Source organism: Microbacterium meiriae, assembly GCF_025143875.1.
GTDB lineage: Bacteria > Actinomycetota > Actinomycetes > Actinomycetales > Microbacteriaceae > Microbacterium > Microbacterium meiriae.
Genome location: NZ_JAMBDU010000022.1, coordinates 1 through 20,562 on the forward strand (window position 1 = coordinate 1; position 20,562 = coordinate 20,562).

The following is a 20,562-nucleotide window of genomic DNA, read 5'->3' on the forward strand; positions in this document are numbered from 1 at the left end:
GGGGGGGGGCGCCGCCCCCCCCCCCCCCGGGGGCGGGGGGGGGGGGGGGGGCCCCCCCCCCGGGGACCGGGGGTCGTGCGGTCAGCCCTTCGCGGTGACCTCGCCGTCGCTCCACCACAGGACGCGCCGGCGCACGACCGCGAGGAGCACGAAGAGGAGCACCCCGAGCAGGCAGAGCAGAGCGATGCTCGCCCAGGTCACGGGCAGGTTCGCCTGTGCCGCCGAGGTGGTGACGAGGGAGCCGAGACCGGCCTGCTGACCGGCCGCCACGAACTCGGCCACGGCGGCGCCGACGACGGCGAGGGGCAGTGCGATCCGCAGACCGGCGAACACGTACGGCATGCTGCCGGGGAACCGCAGCTCGCGGAAGATCTCCCACCGCGAGGCGTGCAGCGTCGTGAACACGTCGAACGCCTTCTGGTCCACGTCGCGGAGGCCGGCGAGCGAGTTCACGAGCATCGGGAAGAACACCACGAGGCCGGTGACGATGAACTTCGGCACCATGCCGAACCCGAAGGCGACGACCAGCGCCGGGGCGATCGCGACGATCGGCGTCACCATCACGATGATGACCAGCGGCATGACGGCCCGCTCGATGATCTGGAACTCGGCCATCACGACGGCCAGCAGGAAGCCCGCCAGTATGCCGGCGGAGGCCCCGACGACGACCTCCAGCAGCGTCACGAGGAAGTTCGACCAGTACATGCCCGCGTCCTCGACGAGGCTGGCGCCGATGGCCTCCAGCGTCGGCAGGACGTACGGGTTGGTCCACGCCACGATCTGCCAGAGCAGAGCCGCGATCACGAACGTGATCAGGGTCGGTCCCCACGAGCCCCAGCGGAGCCAGCCGGGGATGCCGCGGCGGGGCTGCGCCTTCAGCCGCGCCGTGGCGAGGGTGGCGGTGGTGTCTCTCATCGTCAGCTCAGACATGGGCCTTCTCCGTCTGCGCGCGCAGCGCACCGCGCACGACTGCCTCCAGGTCGCGGAACTCGTCCGTCGCATACGCCTCCTCGGTCCGGGGCCGCGGAAGGTTCACATCGATCACCTCGGCGATGCGGCCAGGGTGGGCCGCCATCACCACGATCCGGTCGGAGAGCATGATCGCCTCCGGCACCGAGTGCGTGACGAACATCACGGCCTTGCGGTTCGACTGCCAGAAGTCCAGCAGGGCGATGCGCTGCAGGTCGCGGTTCATCTCGTCGAGGGCGGAGAACGGCTCGTCCATCAGCATGATCGCCGGGTCGAACACGAAGGCCCTGGCGATGGCGGCGCGCTGCTGCATACCGCCGGAGAGCTGCCCCGGGTACTTCTTCAGCGCATGGCCGAGCCCGAAGGTCGACAGCAGCTCGGCGGGGTCGCGGAGGGCGCGGTCGCCGTTGGCCCCGCGGTTGATCCGCACGGGGAGCTCGACGTTCTCGCGCACCGTCTTCCACGGCAGGAGCGCCGGGGACTGCGGGACGAGACCGATCTTCTTGTCGCGGGAGGCCGCCGTGACGCTCTCGCCGTCGATCGTGACGGTGCCGGAGTCGGCGTCGAGGAGTCCGGCGACCACCTTGAGCAGCGTGGACTTGCCGCATCCGCTGGGACCGATGACCGACACGAACTCGCCCATGCCGATCGTGAGGCTCACATCGTCGAGCACCGTCACCTGGGCTCCGTCGACACCGAAGGACTTCGAGACGTTCCTGACCTCGACGCCCGCGCCGTGTGCCGCGGTCATCACTTCTCCGCCCAGACGAGGGTGTCGCCGTCGTACAGGTCGGCCACGAGATCCGGGTCCATCATGTCGGCGATGGCGGGGAGGTCCTTGACGTCGCCGTACTCCTGCACGATCTCGTACTCGGGCTGCCACATGTCCTCGGTCTGCACGCCGGGGTTGCCGCCCGCGCTCTCGCGCACCCAGGCCGACTCGACCTCCCACGTACGGGCGAGCTGATCGCGCGGGAACGCCGCACCCTGGCCGTTCTCCTCCGCGAGGGCCGCCAGCATGTCGATGCATTCGTCCGCCTCGTCGAGGCAGAACTGCAGGGCCTTGAGGCTCGCGCGCATGAAGTCGGCGGCGACCTCACGGTGCTCGTCGAGGAAGCGCGAGTTCACCTCCATGACGTTGTACGTGCCCTCGACGCCCAGGTCGGAGGGCAGGAACTCGCTGAACGGGAGGTCCTGTGCCTTGAGGGTCTGCGGCTGGTTGGAGGCGTAGCCGACGATCGCGTCGACCTGCTCGCGCACCACGACGGTCGGGTCGTAGTTGGTCATCTTCACCATCTCGACCTTCGAGACGTCGACCCCGGCCTCATCGAGCATGGCCGAGGCGATGGGCGTGAGGTTGATGAAGTACCCCAGCGAGCCGCCTTCGAGGTCGGTGAGATCGGTGAGCTTCTCGTTGCCGAAGATCGAGAACGGCGGGGTCGTGCCGTAGGTCGCTACCGCGGTGAGGTTCTTGCTGTTCGCCGCGGCGAGCATCACATCGGAGGCGGAGCCGAGAGCGGTGAACTGCGCCTGCCCAGAGGCGACGAGCTGCTGCCCGTTCGCACCGGACGCGTTGATCTCCACGTCGAGGCAGAGGTCGTCGAAGTAGCCCAGCTCCTTCGCCAGGAACACGTCGAGCTGCCCGGCGCTGGCGGAGTAGCCGTAGCCGGAGATGTAGGTGATGGTGCCGGCATCCTGGTTGCGCTGGCAGGCGTCGCTGCCGCCCGCGCTCGTGGGGGCGGTATCGCCGCCGGGCGCCGGCGAGGAGCATGCTCCGAGCGTCAGCGTGGCGGCGAGAACGCACGTCAGGGTGGCAGTGGTGCGGAATCGGGTTTCCGCAGAGGAAGTAGCCATGAGGGTCCCTTCTCGGCCGTTCGTCATTGATGGCTCGATGAAAGTAACATAGTCAATCTTGACTAAGCAAGATCAAACTAACTCCATCCGCACGATCCGGTGACGGATGCACGACTCCCCCGGGCCTCGGCTCGTGCGCGCGCAACACGGTCGTGCATCCGTGGCCCGGGGAGAGAACGAGAAGGAACAGTGTCCAGGACGGAACGGGACGGGACGGGCGGATTCAGACCGGGGTCGAGCGGAGCGGCCAGGCGGGCCACCAGCCGTCGTCGAGCCCGCGAAGCAGGGCGGCCGTGCGCTCTCGCGCCTCCGCGGGCATCTCCGGAGCGGGGCCTGAGCTGCTCTCCCGCCGGTCGCCGTCCGGCGACCGGATCTCGGTGTACAGCCACGCGCGGCGGCCGACGGGATACTTCTCCCGGAAGCCACCGGCGGCGACCGACAGCAGGATCCGCTCCAGCTCGTCCGCCGCCGTCTCGGCGGTCTCGTCGCAGGCATCGCAGATGCACGACGGCACGATCGCGTGGAAGTGGGCGCCCGCCTCGACGCTGACGGAGGGAACGGTCGGCGTGATGACGACTCGCGCACCGCGCGCCGGTTCGAGCACGACGCGCTCCGTCCCGTCCTCCCCCGACTCTCGCCGCGCCTCGACCTCGTACTCGCGGGAGAGGTGCTCGACGAGCGCGTCGACCACGAGAAGCAGCGGTGCGAAGCGCTCCGGGTGGCTCTCCCGAGAGTACGACTCCTCCGGCGCGATGCCATCGGGCCAGCGGCGTCCGTAACGGATGACCTCGCCGCGGTCGTCGTGGAAGGTCAGGGGCGGGAGAGCGGGCCGGACATACGCGCGCGCCGGGACGACGACGACCGCGGGAGCGGAATCCTCCGCGGACAGCGCTCTCATCTCCTCGTCATCGATGTCGTCCTGCTCCCACGACGCGAGCATCTGCAGGAACGCATCCCGCTGGTCGGGCTGCTGCACCATCCCCTGCACGAGACCCGCGACCGGGATGGAGAGGGTGTTCGTCCCGATCTCCGGCTCGCTCGTCATCCGCCAGGTCGCGGCCGGGTGCACGACCGCGATGACGTTGCCGACGAAGCGCGCGGCGGCCGCCGCGAGGTCCGGGCGGTCGAGGATCTCCGGACGCGCTGCCACCACATCCCACGTCGCCGCGAGGTCGTCGGCCAGCAGCGCGGGGTCGATCCCGAGGCCCCGCAGGAAGTCGGCGAACGGCTCGAAACCGTCGACGAAGCGGACCGGCCGCGGGGCCTCCGCCGGCGATGGCATCCACAGGATCGCGGCGGCACCCGCCTCGGGCATCGGGCCGAAGGGGCCGGGGAAGACGGCACTGCTCATCGACCGAGCGTACCGAGCGGGATCACCGGGGCGCGTGGGACTCCAGGAACTCGTACACATCGGTGGTGTCCACGCCGGGGAAGGCACCGGTGGGCAGCGTCGCCAGCAGCGTGCGCGGGGTCTTCACGTTGGGCCAGGAGTTCTCGCGCCACCGCTCCTCCAGCTCGGCGGGAGCCCGACGGCAGCACACCTCGACCGAGTGCTTCGACACACCGCGGTGCGGGGTGTCCCGGCCGACGAACCACTTCGTGTCATCGAACCGCACCCCGACGCTCACCGAGTGCAGACCCTCGCTCGATGCCTCCACACGGGCGGTGCACCAGTAGGTGCCGTTCCCGGTGTCGGTGTACTGGTAGTAGGGGTTGAAGCGGTCGTCCTCGTCGAACACCACCCGGGAGGTCCACCGGCGGCAGCACATCTGCCCCTCGATGGCGCCGAGCCGGTCGGTCGGGAAGTTCACGTCGTCGTTCTCGTACGCCTTGGTGATGGTGCCCGACTCATGCACCTTGAGGAAGTGCACGGGGATGTCGAGGTGCCGCGTCGCGAGGTTCGTGAACCGGTGCGCCGCCGTCTCATACGACACCGAGTATGCGTCACGGAGGTCTTCGATGGAGATCGCCCTCCGCTGCTTGGCATCCTGCAAAGCGGGGACGACGTGCGCCTCCGGGATGAGCAGGGCACCGGTGAGGTAGTTCGTCTCCACCCGCTGCCGGAGGAACTCGGCGTAACTGCGCGGCTCGGAGTGCCCCAGGATGCGGCTCGACAGCGCCTGCAGCACCGCGGTGCGTGCGTCTCCCTTCGCCGGGACGCTGCTCGACAGGTACAGCCGGCCGTTGGCGAGGTCGGCGACGCTGCGGGTCGTCTGCGGCAGGTCGGGAGCGTAGTGGAGGGTGAAGCCGAGATGGGCCGCGATCTCCGAGGCGGTGCGCTGGGTCAGCGGTCCCCCGGGATGGCCGACGGCCGCGAGGATCTCGGCCGCCTTCGCCTCCAGCTCGGCGAAGTGGTTGTCCTGCCGGCGCATCAGATGCCGCAGTTCGACGTTGGCGCGCCGGGCCTCCTCCGGGGTCGCGGCGCGCTCGTCCTTGAGTCGGTCGATCTCCCCCTGCAGCGCCAGCAGCGCCTTCAGCGCCTCCGTCGGCACACTCTTGGCGATGCGGAACGGCGCGATGCCCAGCGCCTGGAACGTCTGCCCCTTCATCGCGCGCTCCAGGGCGATCTCGATCGCGCTGCGCTCGTCAAGCGGCTCCCCCGTGAGCAGCGCGTCGATGGTCACCCCGAGCGCGCGGGCGATCGCCTGGAGTTGCGTGAGCTTGGGCTCGCGCTTGCCCGTCTCGATCATCGACATCTGGCTCGGCGCCCGCTCGACCGCGGCCGCGAGCTCTTCGAGCGTCAGGCCCCGCGCGGTGCGCAGCTGGCGGATGCGCCGCCCGACAGTGAGGGCGTCGGTCTCTTCCGTGGTGTCGTCCATGTCGGCTCCTCTCAGCCCACCGCCGTCCGCGTCGGTGCGGGACGGGAGAAGCTCCGCGCGAGGCCGCGCCGGGGTCTTTCCTGATCCCGCGAGGCCGCGTGAGCGGTGCGTGCGGGCCGAGTCTGTCACGAAAACAGAAATTCAGGCAAACTTCTCCTCGATTCGGCACCGGAGAGGCACAGAACTTCACACACAGTGGAGGCACGCCATCGGCACCGACGCCGATTCCCATCCGAGGAGACACCATGACGAACACCGCAGCGACCCCCACCCCGCGCCCCGCCGGCCTGCGCGCCGGCGATCAGGTCCAGACGGCGGCGGAGCTCCAGGAGATCTGGGACACCGACCCGCGCTGGGACGGTGTCGAGCGCACGTACTCCGCCGAAGACGTCGTCCGCATCCGCGGCTCGGTCCGCGAGGACGCCACCCTCGCCCACCGCGGTGCGGAGAACCTCTGGAACCTCCTGCACACGGAGGACTACATCCGGGCGCTCGGCGCCTACACCGGCGGCCAAGCCGTGCAGCAGGTGCGCGCCGGCCTGAAGGCCATCTACCTCTCCGGATGGCAGGTCGCCGCCGACGGCAACCTCGCCGGACAGACCTACCCCGACCAGTCGCTCTATCCGGCGAACTCGGTCCCGGCGGTCGTGCGTCGCATCAACAACGCCCTGCTCCGGCAGGACCAGCTCGAGCACGCCGAGGGTGAGATCACGCAGGACTGGCTCGCGCCGATCGTCGCCGACGCCGAGGCCGGCTTCGGCGGACCGCTGAACGCGTACGAACTCGCGCAGTCGCTCATCCAGTCCGGTGCCGCCGGCATCCACTGGGAGGACCAGCTCGCGAGCGAGAAGAAGTGCGGCCACCTCGGCGGCAAGGTGCTCGTGCCCACGCAGCAGCACATCCGCACTCTCAACGCGGCCCGTCTCGCGGCGGACGTCGCCGGTGTTCCGACCGTCATCATCGCCCGCACCGACGCCCTCGCCGCCGATCTGCTCACGAGCGACGTCGACGAACGCGACCGGGAGTTCACCACCGGCGAGCGCACGTCCGAGGGCTTCTACCGGGTTCGCCCCGGCATCGAGTCGGTCATCAGCCGCGGCCTCGCCTTCGCCCCGTACGCCGACCTGCTCTGGGTCGAGACCGGAGAGCCGGACATCGAGCTGGCCCGGGAGTTCGCCACGGCAATCCACGCGCAGTTCCCCGGTAAGCTCCTGGCCTACAACTGCTCCCCGAGCTTCAACTGGAAGCGCCACCTGTCGGACGCCGAGATCGCGACGTTCCAGCAGGAGCTGGCAGACCTGGGCTACAAGTTCCAGTTCATCACCCTGGCCGGGTTCCACGCCCTGAACCACTCCATGTTCTACCTCGCCCGCGGTTATGCCGAGCGCGCCATGAGCGCCTACGTCGAGCTGCAGGAGGCCGAGTTCGCCGCCGAGGCCGACGGCTACACCGCCACCAAGCACCAGCGCGAGGCGGGCACCGGCTACTTCGACGTCATCTCCACCGCGCTCAACCCCGACAGCGCGACCCTCGCCCTCGCCGGCTCCACCGAGACCGCCCAGTTCCACTGACCCCCGTTTTCTCCCCCCACTTCCCCCGAGACCCCAGGTTCTCGTCGAGACCCCGCCCCGCACACGCCGGGAGCCCGGGGTCTCGACGACAACCCGGGGGCTCGGCATAAGGCAAAGGACACCATCATGACCACCGCACCGATGCAGACGACCCGACAGGGCCCCGCGATCGAGATCGCCGGGCCCATGCGCGACCGCTACGACGAGATCCTGACCCCGGAGGCGATCGCCTTCCTCACCGAACTCCACCACCGGTTCGCCTCCCGCCGCCACGACCGGCTGGCCGACCGGATGCGTCGCCGCTTCGAGATCGGCAACGGACACGACCCGCAGTTCCGAGAGGACACCGCGCACATCCGCCAGGACACCACCTGGCGGGTCGCCGGCGCCGGACCGGGACTCGAGGACCGCCGCGTCGAGATCACCGGGCCCACCGATCCGAAGATGACCGTCAACGCCCTGAACTCCGGTGCGCGGGTGTGGCTCGCCGATCAGGAGGACGCCACGAGCCCCACCTGGAAGAACGTCATCGAGGGGCAGCTGTCCCTCCGCGACGCAATCCGCGGCGAGCTCTCCTTCACCTCCCCCGAGGGCAAGGAGTACCGGGTCACCGCTGAGCGCACGCCCACGATCGTGATGCGCCCCCGTGGCTGGCATCTGCCGGAGAAGCACCTCACCTTCATCGACCGCGCCGGCCGGCCCACGTCGGCATCCGGCTCCCTGGTCGACTTCGGTCTCTACTTCCTGCACAACGCGCAGGCGCTGATCGAGGCCGGCCGCGGACCGTACTTCTACATCGCCAAGCTCGAGTCCAGCGAAGAGGCGAAGCTGTGGGACGACGTGTTCTCCTTCAGCGAGGAGTACATCGGCATCCCGCACGGCACCATCCGCGCGACCGTGCTGATCGAGACCCTGCCGGCCGCGTTCGAGATGGATGAGATCCTGTACGAGCTGCGCGACCACTGCGCGGGCCTCAACGCCGGACGCTGGGACTACATCTTCTCCATCATCAAGAACTACCGCGGCCGCGGCGCCCGCTTCGTGCTCCCCGACCGCAGCGAGGTCACGATGACGGTGCCCTTCATGCGGGCGTACACCGAGCTCCTCGTGCAGACCTGCCACAAGCGCGGAGCCTTCGCGATCGGCGGCATGAGCGCGTTCATCCCGAACCGCCGCGACCCCGAGGTGACGGCACGCGCGGTCGAGAAGGTGTCGGCTGACAAGAAGCGCGAGGCCGGCGACGGCTTCGACGGCACCTGGGTCGCCCACCCCGACCTGATCCCGACGGCTCAGGCCGAGTTCGACGCCGTGCTCGGCGACCGCCCGGACCAGGTCGACCGTCAGCGCGACGACGTGCACGTGGAGGCGCGCGACCTGCTCGACCTGCACATCGGTCGTCCGATCACCGCGCAGGGCGTGCGGGACAACGTGTCCGTCGCCATCCGCTACCTGGAGGCGTGGCTGCGCGGACTCGGCGCCGTGGCCATCGACAACCTCATGGAGGACGCCGCGACCGCGGAGATCAGCCGCTCGCAGGTGTGGCAGTGGATCCATCAGGACCGCACCACGCAGGACGGCACGGCCATCACGGTCGAGTACGTCGAGGGGCTGATCGCGGACGTGCTCAGCGAGGTCGACAGGCGCGAGCGTGACCGCTTCGACGACGCCGCCGAGATCTTCCGCGAGGTCGCGCTCCGCGAGGAGTTCCCCACCTTCCTCACCCTGGGCGCCTACAGCCGGTTCCTGGTCGACGAGGACTGACGACGCGAGGATGCCGCAGGCCGTGGGGTCTGCGGCATCGCCGCGTCGTGCCCGGCCCGCCCGCTCCCTGCCGGGCGTAGCCTGGAGCCATGAGCGACGTATGGAGCAGCATCGCCGAGGAGTTCCTGCACCTCTATCCGCGCGGACGACGACTGCTCGCGGTCGCCGGTGCGGATGCCGAGCGCTCCCGCGCAGCCGCGGACGACCTCGCGACAGCCCTGACCACGGCGGGCCAGACCGTCGAGCGTGCGCACACCGTTGACGGGGACGAAGCCGCCCTCCGCGCCGACGTGGTGGGCCCCTTCCGTGCCACGGACAGCGGAGCTGTGCTCCTCGTGTCCGGCCCGGGCCCGATCGTGGCTCCGAGTACGCGCGGGATGTGGAACTACGTCCTCTGGCAGCTCGCGGGGGACGAGCCCCCGCACACCGCGGCGAACGCCCTGGTCGACGTGACCGATCCGGCCCATCCCACCCGGCGTTTCGCCGACTACTGCGCAGTCCCCTCCTCGTTCGAGACCTGAGTCGCCGCCCGCCGACTCAGTGGAACGACGCGGCGACCGAGTTGCGGTGGTAATCGAACACGATGCTCGTGCGGGTCGACGCCACGCTGCTCTGCGCGGACAGGTGCTCGAGCACGAACTCGCGCATCTCCGAGGAGTCGGCGACGGCGATGTGCAGGAGGAAGTCGTCGTCACCGCCGAGGAAGAACACCTGGATCACCTGCGGCAGCGCGCGCACCCGATCGGCGAACTCGACGATGCTCTCCCGTCGGGCGGCCGGACGCAGGCTGACGCCGATGATCGCCTGGAGTCCGGCGCCGAGCTCGCGTTCGTCGACGCTCGCATGGAAGCCGGTGATGACCCCGCGCTCGATCAGCCCGCGCAGCCGTGCGTGCGCCGTCGACGGCGCGACTCCCAGTCGCCCGGCGAGCTCCGCGTTCGTCATCCTCCCGTCGGCGGTGAGGAGCTGCACGATCCGCGCGTCGATGGGGTCGAGGGCGGGCGCCCGAACGCTGTTCGGCTCGGACGACGCGGAGGCGGTGGTCATACGAAGCATTATTCAGGATTCGACCCGTCGCCGAAGACTCTTCACTGATTCTGTCCATCTCGCGACGTTTCTGCGATCCTTGTCTGCACCCTGCGCCCCGACACCTGGAGGATCGATGAAGATCGGCGTCCCGACCGAAGTCAAGAACAACGAGAACCGCGTCGCCCTCACCCCGGCCGGCGCCGATCGGCTCGTGCGGGAGGGACACCGCGTGCTCGTGCAGTCGGGTGCCGGCATCGGATCGAGCATCGACGACGACGCGTACCGCGCGGCTGGTGCGGAGATCGTGGACACCGCCGCCGACGCCTGGGGAGAGGCCGACCTGCTCATCAAGGTCAAGGAACCCGTCGCCGAGGAATACGGCTTCCTCCGACCCGACCTCACGCTCTTCACCTACCTCCACCTCGCGGCGGACCGTCCGCTGACCGAGGCCCTCGTCGCCGCAGGGACGACGGCCGTCGCCTACGAGACCGTGCAGCTGCCCGACCGCACGCTGCCCCTGCTCGTGCCGATGAGCGAGATCGCCGGTCGCCTGTCCGTCATCATGGGCTCCCACTCGCTGCTGCGCTCGCAGGGCGGCCGCGGCATGCTGCTGGGCGGCATCGCCGGCACTCCCCGGGCCAAGACCGTGGTCATCGGCGGTGGCGTCGCCGGAGAGCACGCGGCCGCGAACGCGCTCGGACTCGGATCGAAGGTCACCGTCGTCGACGTGGCGCTCCCCCGGCTGCGCGAGCTCGAGCACCGCTACGGCGGCGCTCTGGAGACCCGGGCATCGAGCCGCTACGACATCGCCGAGGAGCTGACGTCGGCGGATCTCGTCATCGGCTCGGTCCTCATCCCCGGTGCCTCGGCCCCCAAGCTGGTGACCGACGACATGGTCGCCGCCATGAAGCCGGGGTCCGTGCTCGTCGACATCGCGATCGACCAGGGCGGGTGCTTCGAGGGCTCCCGTCCGACCACGCACGACGACCCGACCTTCGCGGTGCACGACTCGATCTACTACTGCGTCGCGAACATGCCGGGAGCCGTGCCGACGACCGCGACCCGGGCGCTGACGAACGCCACTCTCCCCTACGTCTCGGCCATCGCCGCCAAGGGCTGGGAGCGGGCGGCCTCCGACGACGCTGCCCTCGCGAAGGGGCTCAACGTGCAGGGCGGGCGCATCACGCTGGACGCCGTCGCGCAGGCCCACGGCCTCTCCACCGACTGACCTGTCGAACCCGAAAGAACCTCGGATCTTGGCGGCATCCCACACCTCATCCGCCGCATCGACCCGAGTACGCTCGTAACCGTGACCGAACGCGCTCCTCTCTCCCGCAAGCTGTCCGCCATCGCCGAGTCCGCGACCCTCAAGGTCGACGCCAAGGCCAAGGCCCTCAAGGCCGAGGGCAAGCCCGTCATCTCGTATGCCGCGGGCGAGCCCGACTTCGCCACCCCCCAGTTCATCGTGGACGCGGCGGCTGAGGCGCTGGCCGACCCGGCGAGCTATCGCTACACCCCTGCTCCCGGCCTCCCGGCGCTGCGCGAGGCGATCGCCGCAAAGACGCTCCGCGACTCCGGACTCGAGGTCTCCCCCGCACAGGTCATCGTCACCAACGGCGGCAAGCAGTCGGTGTACCAGGCGTTCCAGGCGGTCGTGAACCCGGGCGACGAGGTGCTGCTCCCGGCCCCGTACTGGACGACCTACCCGGAGGCGATCCGTCTCGCCGACGGCACCCCGGTCGAGGTCTTCGCGGGCGCCGACCAGGAGTACAAGGTCACCGTCGAGCAGCTCGAGGCCGCCCGGACCGACCGCACCACCGTCCTCGTCTTCGTGTCGCCGTCGAACCCCACCGGTTCCGTGTACACGGCCGAGGAGACGAAGGCCATCGGCGAGTGGGCCGTGGAGCACGGCATCTGGATCATCAGCGACGAGATCTACCAGAACCTCACCTACCCTTCGACGGGCTCAGGGACCGCGGTGACGGCGACCTCGATCGTGGATGCCGTGCCGGAGGCCGCGAACCAGACGATCCTCGTCAACGGCGTGGCCAAGACCTATGCCATGACCGGCTGGCGCGTGGGCTGGATGGTGGGCCCTGCCGACGCCATCAAGATCGCCGGCAACCTGCAGTCGCACCTCACGAGCAACGTCAACAACGTCGCGCAGAAGGCGGCGATCGCGGCGCTCAACGGTCCGCAGGACGAGGCCGAGAAGATGCGCGAGGCCTTCGACCGCCGCCGTCAGCTCATCGTGTCGGAGCTGTCGAAGATCGACGGGCTCGTGGTGCCGAACCCGCTCGGCGCGTTCTACGTCTACCCCGATGTGCAGGGCCTGCTCGGCCGCACCTGGGGCGGCGTGACCCCGACGACGTCCCTCGAGCTCGCCGACCTCATCCTCGACCAGGCCGAGGTCGCCGTCGTCCCCGGAGAGGCGTTCGGTCCGTCCGGCTACATCCGCATGTCGTATGCGCTCGGCGACGACCAGCTCCTCGAGGGCGTCCAGCGCCTCCAGCGCCTGTTCTCCTCCTCTTCCTCCTGACCCCGAGACCCCGCTTTACCGCCGAGACCCCCTCGTACCTGCGCAGGTAGGAGGGGGTCTCGGCGTGAACCCGGGGTCTCGGGTCAGTCTTCGGGGTGGAAGCCGATCAGCCAGCGGATGCCGTAGCGGTCGACGAGGGTGCCGTCGACATCTCCCCACGGGCGCTGCTGCAGCGGGTCGATGACGCGGCCGCCGCCGGAAAGCTCGTCGTACCAGCGGGTCAGCGTTCCGGGGTCGGCTGTTCCGAGGAGCGAGAGGAACATCCCGCTCATCTGGACGGCGTCGTCATCGGCTCCCGCGTCCGCTCCGGCGAGTTCGACCGGACCGCCGAGCTGTCCGTGCGCGACCGCGTCGCCCGGGCCGTCGTGGCGGCCGGCGCTTGCGTAGTCCATCAGCTGGAGCTCACCGCCGAACACATCGCGGTAATGGCCGAGTGCTTCGGCGGCGTTGCCGGGGAACAGCAGGTACGGGATCAGTCCGCTCATCCCGCGAGCGTAGTCCGCGGCGGCTCCGGTCACCACCTGCCGAGAACGACGGACGGCCGCCACCCGGAGGTGACGGCCGTTCGTGCGAGCGCGGTCAGGAGACCGGGATCACCGCGTACAGCACCCAGGTCAGCACGAATCCGGAGACCCCGAGCACCGTCGTCAGAGGCGTCCACGTGCGCAGGCCGTCCTTGACCGAGAGACCGAGGTACCGCGTGACCACCCAGAAGCCGGAGTCGTTCACGTGGCTGAGGCCGAGGCCACCGTAGCCGATGGCGACCGCGAGCAGCGCGGTGTGCACAGTGTCGAGTCCCATCGCGGAGACCGAGGGCAGGAGGAGGCCCGCGGTCGTCGCGATCGCGACGGTGGCCGACCCCTGAGCCGCACGCATGATGAGCGAGATGAGGAAGGCCGCGAGCAGCAGGGGCATCCCGCTGGAGGCGAGCACCTCGGCGACCGCGCTGCCGATCCCGGTCTCGGTGAGGACGCGGCCGAAGGCGCCACCGGCACCGGTGACGAGGATGATGACCGCAGCGGCCGGCAGCGCCGACTCCATGACCTCGCCGAGGTGCGCAGCCGACCAGCCGCGGCGCACGCCGAGCAGGTACATCGCGGCGGCGATCGCGACCATGAGCGCGAAGATCGGCTGGCCGACCATGCTGAGGAATCCGTTCCAGAACGTGCCCGCCTCGAACAGCGGCGCCACGGCGGTGCCGAGCATGATGAGCACGAGCGGCAGGAGGATGAGGCCGAGGACCGTGCCGGCGCCCGGCGCCTTCTCGCCCTCGCCGAGTCCGCCGGTGAGCGTCGACTTCTCCGTGCCGAAGTTGTCGTACATCTCCTTGGTGGCGGCGAGCATCGCGAACTCACGGGTGTTGATCCACTTCGCCACGAGGTAGGACAGGACCGCGAGCGGCACAGAGATCGCGAGCGCGAAGATCGTCACCCAGCCGATGTCGGCGCCGAGGATCGCGGACCCACCGACGATGCCCGGGTGCGGTGGCACCGCGACGTGCACGGCGAGCATGATGCCGGCGACCGGGAGACCGAACTTGATCGGGTTGAGACCGGCCACCTTCGAGAAGGCGAACACGATGGGGATGAGGATGATGAAGCCGGCGTCGAAGAACACCGGGATCGCCAGGATGCCGGCGGCGATGACGAGCGCGATGCCGACGCGCTTCGGGCCCAGCCAGCCGGTGAAGCGCCCCGCGAGCGACTCGGCACCGCCGGACAGCTCGATGATCTTGCCGAGCATCGACCCGAGGGCGACGAGTACCGCGACCGAACCGAGGGTGCCGCCGACACCGGCGATGATCGCCTGGATGACGCCGAGCTGCTCGGGGGTGTCGCCGTCGGCGGGGATCGTGGTCAGCGGCAGGCCTGCCGCGATGCCGACGATGATCGATACGAGGATGAGGGCGTAGAACGCCTGCATCTTGAACCGGATGATGAGCAGGAGCAGCAGGCCGAGGCCCGCCAGGCCGATCAGGATGAGGATCGGAAGAGGAAGCATCTCTGGATCTCTTCTTTCAGTGAGGGCGCGACGTCGCGCTCAGGACAGTCGTTCGGGTGCGACGACGCGGATGACGGCGGAGTCGTCCAGGGCGCCGAGGCCCTGCGCTTCGCCGAGGAGGAACAGCTGCTCGGCCGCGGCGGCGACCGGCGTGGACAGGTGCGCACGGCGCGCGGCGTCGCCGACGATGCCGAGGTCCTTGACGAAGATGTCGAGGCGGCTGAGCACCTCCGCGCCGTCCTCGTCGTACGCCTGCAGGGCGCGCGGGCCGCGGTTGCCGAGCATGAAGGAGTTGGCAGCCCCGGCGGTCAGCGCGTCGAGTGTGCGGGCGCGGTCCAGGCCGAGGGCGTCCGCGAGGGCGAGCGCTTCCGCGGCCGCGGCGATGTGCACGCCGCAGAGGAGCTGGTTGACGGTCTTCAGCGCCTGGCCGTCGCCGGGCTTGTCGCCGACGATGGACAGCGTGGAGGCGAGCTGGTCGAGCACTGGGCGCGCCGTCTCCAGAGCGCTCGGGGTGGCGCCGACGACGATGAGGAGGTCGCCCTCCCCCGCCCGGACCGGACCACCGGAGAGCGGGGCGTCCACGAGCTGCGCACCGTGCGCGGCGAGCTGGGTGGCGATCGCGTCGATGCCGTCCGTCCCCACCGTGCTGGTGAGGATCACGACCGCACCCTCGGCGAGGTGCGGGGCGAGCCCGTCCTCACCGAACAGCAGGGCGTCGAGCTGCGCGCCGGTGCGCACGGCGACGAGCACCGCGTCGGCACCGTCCACGGCGTCGGCTGCGGACGATGCCGGCGTCACGCCCGCCTCCGCCGCGAGAGCGATGCGTTCGGCGGCGATGTCGAAGCCGCGCACGGCGAAGCGCTCGGCGAGGCGGGTGGCCATCGGCAGCCCCATGGCGCCGAGTCCGATGACAGCGACGGTGGATGTCATGAGTGTCCTTCCGGGTTGTTTCCATCGTCGCCTGCGAGAGTGGCGACGACGGTGACGAGGGAGTCCGCGTCGCCGACGTTGCCGGCGAACACGACGTACGGGATGCCGACCGCGGGGCCGGTCTCCGGCTGCCACAGCGACACGAGGCCGGGCAGCATGGGGCCGAGCACGGTGGCCCGGCGGATCTCGAGCGCTTCACTGGCGACGTCGCTCGACGTGATGCCGCCCTTCGCGATGACGAAGCGGGGCGGCGCGATGGCGAGCACTCGACGCACGAGGTCGACCACTCCGCTGGAGATGCGGCGGGCGATCGCGAGGCTCTCGTCACCGTCGGCGCCGGTGACGAGTTCGCGGGTGGTGTGCACGATCACGGTACCCGTGGCGAGGGCGTCGGCGACCGCGTGCGCCTGCGTCTCGAGGTGGGTCTCGCGCTCGGGGCCGATGAGGGCGCGCACGTCGAGCTCGATCGTGCGGGTGTTCGGTCGAGCTGCCGTGAGGGCCTCGAGCTGGGCGGTGGTGAGCGGCACGTGGCTGCCGACGACCACGAGGCCGCCGCGGTCGTGCGCGAAGGGGATGTCCTCCGCGCGTACCGGATCGGCGATCTCCTGCCCGATGTGCGCGCGCACGTAGGGCGGGCCGACCCGGAGGAGCACGTCGCGGTCCCGCAGGCGGTGCAGCGCCAGAGCGACGACGCGCATATCGGATTCCTCGACCACGTCGACCGCGACGACCGTGCCGTCGGTCAGGGTTGCGAGGAAGCCGGCCACGGCGTCCACGCCCGCGCGGATGGTGCGGATGTCGAGGCCCGCGACCGCGGACGCCGGGATGCGGCCACCCGTCTTCTCGGCGACCCATTCGCGCAGGTCTGAGGACGCGTAGCCGAAGGTCGCGTCGGCCGCGAAGGGGGTCTCGCCCACCGGGGTCGCCTCGCCGTCGGTCACCCAGTAGTGCACGGAGTCGACCGTGATCCGGCCGGCGTCGGGGAAGGCGGGGACGAGCAGGGTCAGCGCGGGGGCGCGACCGGAGCGGGAGCCGATCTCCGCGGAGAGGACGTCGGTCTCGAGCGGGAAGTGCCCGCGCAGCGTCGAGTCGCCGCGCGAGACGAACGTGACGCGCCGCCCCTGGGCCTCGGCGGCGGCGAGAGCCACGTCGACGATCTCGCGGTTGCGGATGGCCGCGGCGTCTTCGTCGAGCGACCGGGTGTTCGTGAGCACGTATACCGCGGCGGCGCCGGTGGCGAGCGCCTCGTCCAGGTCGGCACGCTCCCACCGGGTGAGGACGGGGAGGTTCGCGACCGACTGCGTGCCGGTGGGGTCGTCGTCCAGGACGACCAGCACATCCGTGGGATCGACCTCTGCACGGACGTCGGCGGCGGTGACGGCGACAGGTGCAGGCAGGGGGGCCAGCAGGGCGTCGATGTGCACACGAACTCCTTCGTTCCGGGAGATGGTCCGTGGTGGGGGCCACGGACCAGGGGAATCTGCATCGTTATCCGATATCAGATAACGACGAGCGTACCTCACGATCATCGCGGCTCCAAACCGACGGGGAGCGCGCGGATCAGCGACCGTGGACGAAGTGCAGCAGGTCGTCGCGGGTCTGGCGCATGTGACTGCGCATGGCCTGACGAGCGGCCGCGCCGGAGCCGGTTCGCATCGCCTCCAGCACCGCCGCATGCTCGGCCAGCGCGTGCTCGCGGATCTCCGGGATGGCGCTCGTCTCACTGCGGGTCGCCTGGAGCATCGTCGTGAGGGGACGCATCGAGGCGACGAGGATGCGGTTCTCCGCCGCGCGGATGATCACGTCGTGGAAGGCGAGGTCCGCCGCGACGAACGCATCCACGTCGGCCCGCTCGTGGGCCGCCTGCATCTCCTCGAGGAGTGCGGCCATCTCGGCGAGGTGCTCCTCGGTGCGCCGACCCGCCGCGAACTCCGCTGCTCCGGTCTCGAACATCATGCGCATCTCGAGCATCTCCAGCGACGAGCGCTCACGAGCGCCCGCGCTCTGGGCGTGCCGGACGACCGCGTCGAGGCCCGTCCACTCGTCGGTCGGCGCGATGCGGTGCCGGGTGCCCGGAACGGCGACGATCACGCCCTGCGCCTGCAGGAGACGGACACCCTCGCGCATCGTGAGACGGGAGACCCCGAACTGCTCCGCCAGCTCCCCCTCGGGAGGCAGCGGCTGCCCGGCCTCGAGCCGGCCCGCGATGATGGCGTCGAGCAGTCCGTCCACGACCGCCTGCGTCCGCGACACCCGCTCGACCTTCGTCACAGGTCGACGCCCACCAGCACGGGCTCCGGCTGCAGCACGAGGCCGAACTCGGCGTGCACGCGGTTCTGGATGAAACGGGCGAGCTCGGCGACCTCGGCCGCCGTGGCACCACCCCGGTTGGTGAGCGCCAGGGCGTGCTTGGTCGAGACGGACGCCCGCGAGCGGGGCAGCTTGAACCCCTTGCGGATGCCCGCCTGCTCGATGAGCCACGCGGCGCTCACCTTCACGTCGGGGGCCTCGGTCTTCGTCGGCGGCACGTGCCCGTCGTACGAGGCGAGGGGGATGACGGTGACCGCGTCGAGGTCGGGGGCCACCGGCCACCGCGGGCACTCCGGCGGGAGGGACCGGGCCTGAGCGGCCGTGACGATCGCGTTCTGGAAGAAGGAGCCGACGCCATGCGTGTCCGGGTCGTCCGCATCGAGCAGCATGCCCTTCGATGCGCGGGTGGCGAGGATGCGCTCGCGCACCCAGGTCAGCGGCACCGGGGTGTCGTCGGTCAGGCCGAGGGCGCGACGCAGCTGCTCCCCGCGCACCACGCGCTCGCGGGCGACCAGCAGATCGACCGTGACGGACAGGATCACGGCACGACGCTGCGGCTCGCTGCCGTGGTGATGCTTGAGCACCGAGGTGCGGAATCCGAGCCCGAGCTCCGTCGCCGGCACGGTGGAGATCTCGTCGGAGCCCTCATCGATCAGCTCGACCTCGACGAGGGTCTCCTGGATCTCCTGGCCGTAGGCGCCGATGTTCTGCACGGGTGACGCGCCGACCGTGCCGGGGATGCCGCTCATCGCCTCCAGCCCGGCGTACCCGCGCTCGACCGCGTACGACACCAGGTCGTCCCAGCTGTGTCCGGCCTGCACACGCAGACGGACGCGACCGGGATGCGGCGACGGAAGCTCCTCGACGCCCCGGGTCCGGATGCGGATGACGGTGCCCTCGAACGGCTCGTCGCCGACGAAGAGGTTCGAGCCCCCTCCGAGCACCAGCCAGGGGTCGCCCTCCGCCCAGGTCTCGCGGAGGACCGAGACGAGCTCCGCCGTCGTCGTCGCCTCGCGCATGTGCGCAGGCGCAGCGCCGGTGCGGAGCGTGGTGAGCTCGGCCAGGCGGATCGGCTCGACCTCGCTCATCGGACGGCGACGCGCAGCTGCGCCTTGACGAGCACGGTGGTGTCGCCGGTCGTGACCTTGAGGTCGATGCGCGCGGACTCCTCGTCCACGGCGCCGACCGTCGCGACGACGTGCACATCGGCGCCGGTCTCGGGGTCGACCACCACCGGCTTCGTGAAGCGCACGCCGTAATCGAGGATCCGGGTCTGCGGGTCGAGCGCGGCCACGACCACCGACGAGGCGATGCCCATGGTCAGCATGCCGTGCGCGAGCACGCCGGGAAGGCCCACCGCGGCGGCGACGTCGTCGCGGTAGTGGATCGGGTTGAAGTCGCCGGAGGCTCCGGCGTAGCGGACGAGCGACTCCCTCGTCAGGTGCACGGTGCGCTCGGCGAGCACGTCTCCCACGGTGAACGCGCTCATGCGGTCTCCTCCTCGGCGCCGACGAGCAGGACGCTGGTGGCGGTCACCACGTGCGCGCCCGCTTCGTCGGTGATCTCGGCCTCGCTCGTGATCATGGCGTTCCCGCCCATCATGCGGATGCCGGTGACACGCAGCTGCGCCGTCAGCTCGTCTCCCGCGACGATCGGCCTGGTGTAGCGGAATCGCTGCTCCGCGTGGATCGTGCGCGCCAGCACGATGCCGGAGTCCGGCTCGGCCAGCAGCTGCTGGAGCGTGAGGTCCTGCAGGACCATCGCGAAGGTCGGCGGCGCGACGACGTCGGCGAAGCCGGCTGTACGGGCGGCCTCGACGTCGGTGTGCTGGGGGGCGTCGGCGAAGACGGCGCGCGCGAACTCGCGCACCTTCTCCCGCCCGACGAGGTAGGGGGCGGTCGGCGGGAACTCCCGGCCGACGAGTTCTTGGTTCACTGCCACCCGTCGATCCTACCGAGGCCCGCCGACGGCCCGCCGTGCGCGGGCCGTCCGAAACCCGGATGATATGCCACATCGCGGGGACCGGCGGGCCTCACCCCTGGGAGCGGACCACCATGTTCAACGTCATCCGACTCGGAACGACCTTCACCCGTGAGGTGTGAACGACCTCGCCGGCCCGGTCTAGCGCGCGCTTGCGGACGACGATGAGCGGATCGTGCTCCGGGCGGGCCAGCCACTCCGCGGTCTGGGCGGTGGTGAAGCCGACGTCGATCTCCCGGTACATCTCCGAGAACTCCACGCCATACACGTCGCGAAGCACCTGGTATGTGGAGGTGTCGTGGTCGATGTGCCGGTCGAAATCAGGGAAGCGCGTCAGTGAATACCGGCTGTCGTCGATGGAGAGGGGGATGCCGTCGAGAGCGAAGACGCGTACCAACCGGAAGACCGGGTCGCCGACCGGGACGCCGAGGCGCCGGGCGCGCTTCTCGTCGGCGGGGGTCGTCTCGGCGCGCATGATCCGTCGGGATTTGACCCCGTCCGCCACCACGGTGTCTGCGAAGCCACCCAGGGTCATGGCACCGATCACCTCGCGTCGCGGAGCGACGAAGGTCCCGCGGCCCTGCTGTCGGCGCACGATGCCGAGTCCTTCCAGATCGGCCACCGCCCGCCGCACGGTGATGCGGCTGACGCCGAAGCGCTCACACAACTCGGGTTCGGACGGAAGCCGTTCGCCTTCGGCATAGGTCCCGGCGTCGATCTCCCGCATCAGCAGGCTTCGCACCTGTTCGTGCAGCGGGGTCGAGCCGACGGCGGACGACAGCTGAGTCACGTCGGAGCC

20 protein-coding genes are annotated in these 20,562 nt (G+C 70.3%); 5 read left to right on the plus strand and 15 right to left on the minus strand.

The window, feature by feature from the left end:
* Window positions 1-81 precede the first annotated feature (81 nt).
* The 5 genes from M4D53_RS13010 to M4D53_RS13030 all read right to left on the minus strand — a co-directional run bounded on the left by M4D53_RS13010 (window position 82) and on the right by M4D53_RS13030 (window position 5,642).
* Entirely contained in the window at window positions 82-930 is an 849-nt protein-coding gene (locus M4D53_RS13010; protein ID WP_259954411.1) for an ABC transporter permease, read from the minus strand.
* Entirely contained in the window at window positions 923-1,720 is a 798-nt protein-coding gene (locus M4D53_RS13015) for an ABC transporter ATP-binding protein (RefSeq protein ID WP_187662214.1), read from the minus strand. The genes M4D53_RS13010 and M4D53_RS13015 overlap by 8 nt, the downstream gene beginning before the upstream one ends.
* Window positions 1,720-2,823, minus strand: a complete 1,104-nt coding sequence (locus tag M4D53_RS13020; RefSeq protein ID WP_259954413.1) for an ABC transporter substrate-binding protein — start codon at window positions 2,821-2,823, stop codon at window positions 1,720-1,722. Before M4D53_RS13020 ends, M4D53_RS13015 begins: the two co-directional genes overlap by 1 nt.
* Before the next feature lie 223 nt (window positions 2,824-3,046).
* Window positions 3,047-4,174 carry a DUF6226 family protein gene (locus M4D53_RS13025; protein ID WP_259954415.1) on the minus strand — a complete coding sequence of 376 codons (1,128 nt, stop codon included), beginning with the start codon at window positions 4,172-4,174 and terminating at the stop codon, window positions 3,047-3,049.
* Between the two features lie 22 nt (window positions 4,175-4,196).
* A complete protein-coding gene (locus M4D53_RS13030) occupies window positions 4,197-5,642 on the minus strand; it encodes a helix-turn-helix transcriptional regulator (protein WP_259954416.1) in 1,446 nt (481 codons plus the stop codon).
* Window positions 5,643-5,887: 245 nt separating this feature from the next.
* Between M4D53_RS13030 and aceA the strand changes: the two genes are divergently transcribed.
* The 3 genes from aceA to M4D53_RS13045 all read left to right on the plus strand — a co-directional run bounded on the left by aceA (window position 5,888) and on the right by M4D53_RS13045 (window position 9,495).
* On the plus strand, window positions 5,888-7,213 hold the full coding sequence (aceA, locus tag M4D53_RS13035) for an isocitrate lyase (RefSeq protein WP_259954417.1): 1,326 nt from the start codon (window positions 5,888-5,890) through the stop codon (window positions 7,211-7,213).
* Window positions 7,214-7,339: 126 nt separating this feature from the next.
* Window positions 7,340-8,974 carry a malate synthase A gene (gene aceB, locus M4D53_RS13040; RefSeq protein WP_259954418.1) on the plus strand — a complete coding sequence of 545 codons (1,635 nt, stop codon included), beginning with the start codon at window positions 7,340-7,342 and terminating at the stop codon, window positions 8,972-8,974.
* 89 nt (window positions 8,975-9,063) lie between these two features.
* Window positions 9,064-9,495: a hypothetical protein gene (locus tag M4D53_RS13045; RefSeq protein WP_259954419.1), complete on the plus strand. Its 432-nt coding sequence runs from the start codon at window positions 9,064-9,066 to the stop codon at window positions 9,493-9,495.
* A gap of 16 nt (window positions 9,496-9,511) precedes the next feature.
* On the opposite strand, the gene M4D53_RS13050 is transcribed toward M4D53_RS13045, so the two are convergent.
* Window positions 9,512-10,030: an Lrp/AsnC family transcriptional regulator gene (locus M4D53_RS13050; protein ID WP_187662221.1), complete on the minus strand. Its 519-nt coding sequence runs from the start codon at window positions 10,028-10,030 to the stop codon at window positions 9,512-9,514.
* Between the two features lie 106 nt (window positions 10,031-10,136).
* On the opposite strand from M4D53_RS13050, the gene ald reads away from it, so the two are divergent.
* On the plus strand, window positions 10,137-11,231 hold the full coding sequence (gene ald, locus M4D53_RS13055) for an alanine dehydrogenase (protein WP_259954420.1): 1,095 nt from the start codon (window positions 10,137-10,139) through the stop codon (window positions 11,229-11,231).
* A gap of 81 nt (window positions 11,232-11,312) precedes the next feature.
* Window positions 11,313-12,542, plus strand: coding sequence for a pyridoxal phosphate-dependent aminotransferase (locus tag M4D53_RS13060; protein WP_259954421.1), 1,230 nt, complete (start codon window positions 11,313-11,315; stop codon window positions 12,540-12,542).
* A gap of 83 nt (window positions 12,543-12,625) precedes the next feature.
* Here M4D53_RS13060 and M4D53_RS13065 read toward each other — a convergent pair whose 3' ends face one another.
* From M4D53_RS13065 to M4D53_RS13105, 9 genes are all read right to left on the minus strand, one after another.
* The gene (locus M4D53_RS13065) at window positions 12,626-13,027 is read right to left on the minus strand and encodes a VOC family protein (RefSeq protein ID WP_187662224.1); all 402 of its coding nucleotides are present in this window, start codon (window positions 13,025-13,027) and stop codon (window positions 12,626-12,628) included.
* A 94-nt stretch (window positions 13,028-13,121) separates the two neighbouring features.
* On the minus strand, window positions 13,122-14,543 hold the full coding sequence (locus tag M4D53_RS13070) for a GntP family transporter (RefSeq protein ID WP_187662225.1): 1,422 nt from the start codon (window positions 14,541-14,543) through the stop codon (window positions 13,122-13,124).
* A gap of 39 nt (window positions 14,544-14,582) precedes the next feature.
* Complete coding sequence (locus M4D53_RS13075; RefSeq protein WP_259954422.1) at window positions 14,583-15,473, minus strand: NAD(P)-dependent oxidoreductase; 891 nt, start codon at window positions 15,471-15,473, stop codon at window positions 14,583-14,585.
* On the minus strand, window positions 15,470-16,897 hold the full coding sequence (locus M4D53_RS13080; protein ID WP_259954424.1) for a four-carbon acid sugar kinase family protein: 1,428 nt from the start codon (window positions 16,895-16,897) through the stop codon (window positions 15,470-15,472). Before M4D53_RS13080 ends, M4D53_RS13075 begins: the two co-directional genes overlap by 4 nt.
* A 136-nt stretch (window positions 16,898-17,033) precedes the next feature.
* The gene (locus M4D53_RS13085; protein WP_187662228.1) at window positions 17,034-17,744 is read right to left on the minus strand and encodes a FadR/GntR family transcriptional regulator; all 711 of its coding nucleotides are present in this window, start codon (window positions 17,742-17,744) and stop codon (window positions 17,034-17,036) included.
* Window positions 17,741-18,871 (minus strand): UDP-N-acetylmuramate dehydrogenase, encoded by a 1,131-nt coding sequence (locus M4D53_RS13090; RefSeq protein ID WP_187662229.1) that lies wholly within the window; start codon window positions 18,869-18,871, stop codon window positions 17,741-17,743. The genes M4D53_RS13085 and M4D53_RS13090 overlap by 4 nt, the downstream gene beginning before the upstream one ends.
* Window positions 18,868-19,272 (minus strand): MaoC/PaaZ C-terminal domain-containing protein, encoded by a 405-nt coding sequence (locus tag M4D53_RS13095; RefSeq protein ID WP_062632840.1) that lies wholly within the window; start codon window positions 19,270-19,272, stop codon window positions 18,868-18,870. Before M4D53_RS13095 ends, M4D53_RS13090 begins: the two co-directional genes overlap by 4 nt.
* Window positions 19,269-19,724 carry an FAS1-like dehydratase domain-containing protein gene (locus M4D53_RS13100; protein ID WP_259954427.1) on the minus strand — a complete coding sequence of 152 codons (456 nt, stop codon included), beginning with the start codon at window positions 19,722-19,724 and terminating at the stop codon, window positions 19,269-19,271. Before M4D53_RS13100 ends, M4D53_RS13095 begins: the two co-directional genes overlap by 4 nt.
* Window positions 19,725-19,815: 91 nt before the next feature.
* Window positions 19,816-20,553, minus strand: a complete 738-nt coding sequence (locus M4D53_RS13105; protein WP_025102374.1) for a GntR family transcriptional regulator — start codon at window positions 20,551-20,553, stop codon at window positions 19,816-19,818.
* Between the last annotated feature and the right edge of the window lie 9 nt (window positions 20,554-20,562).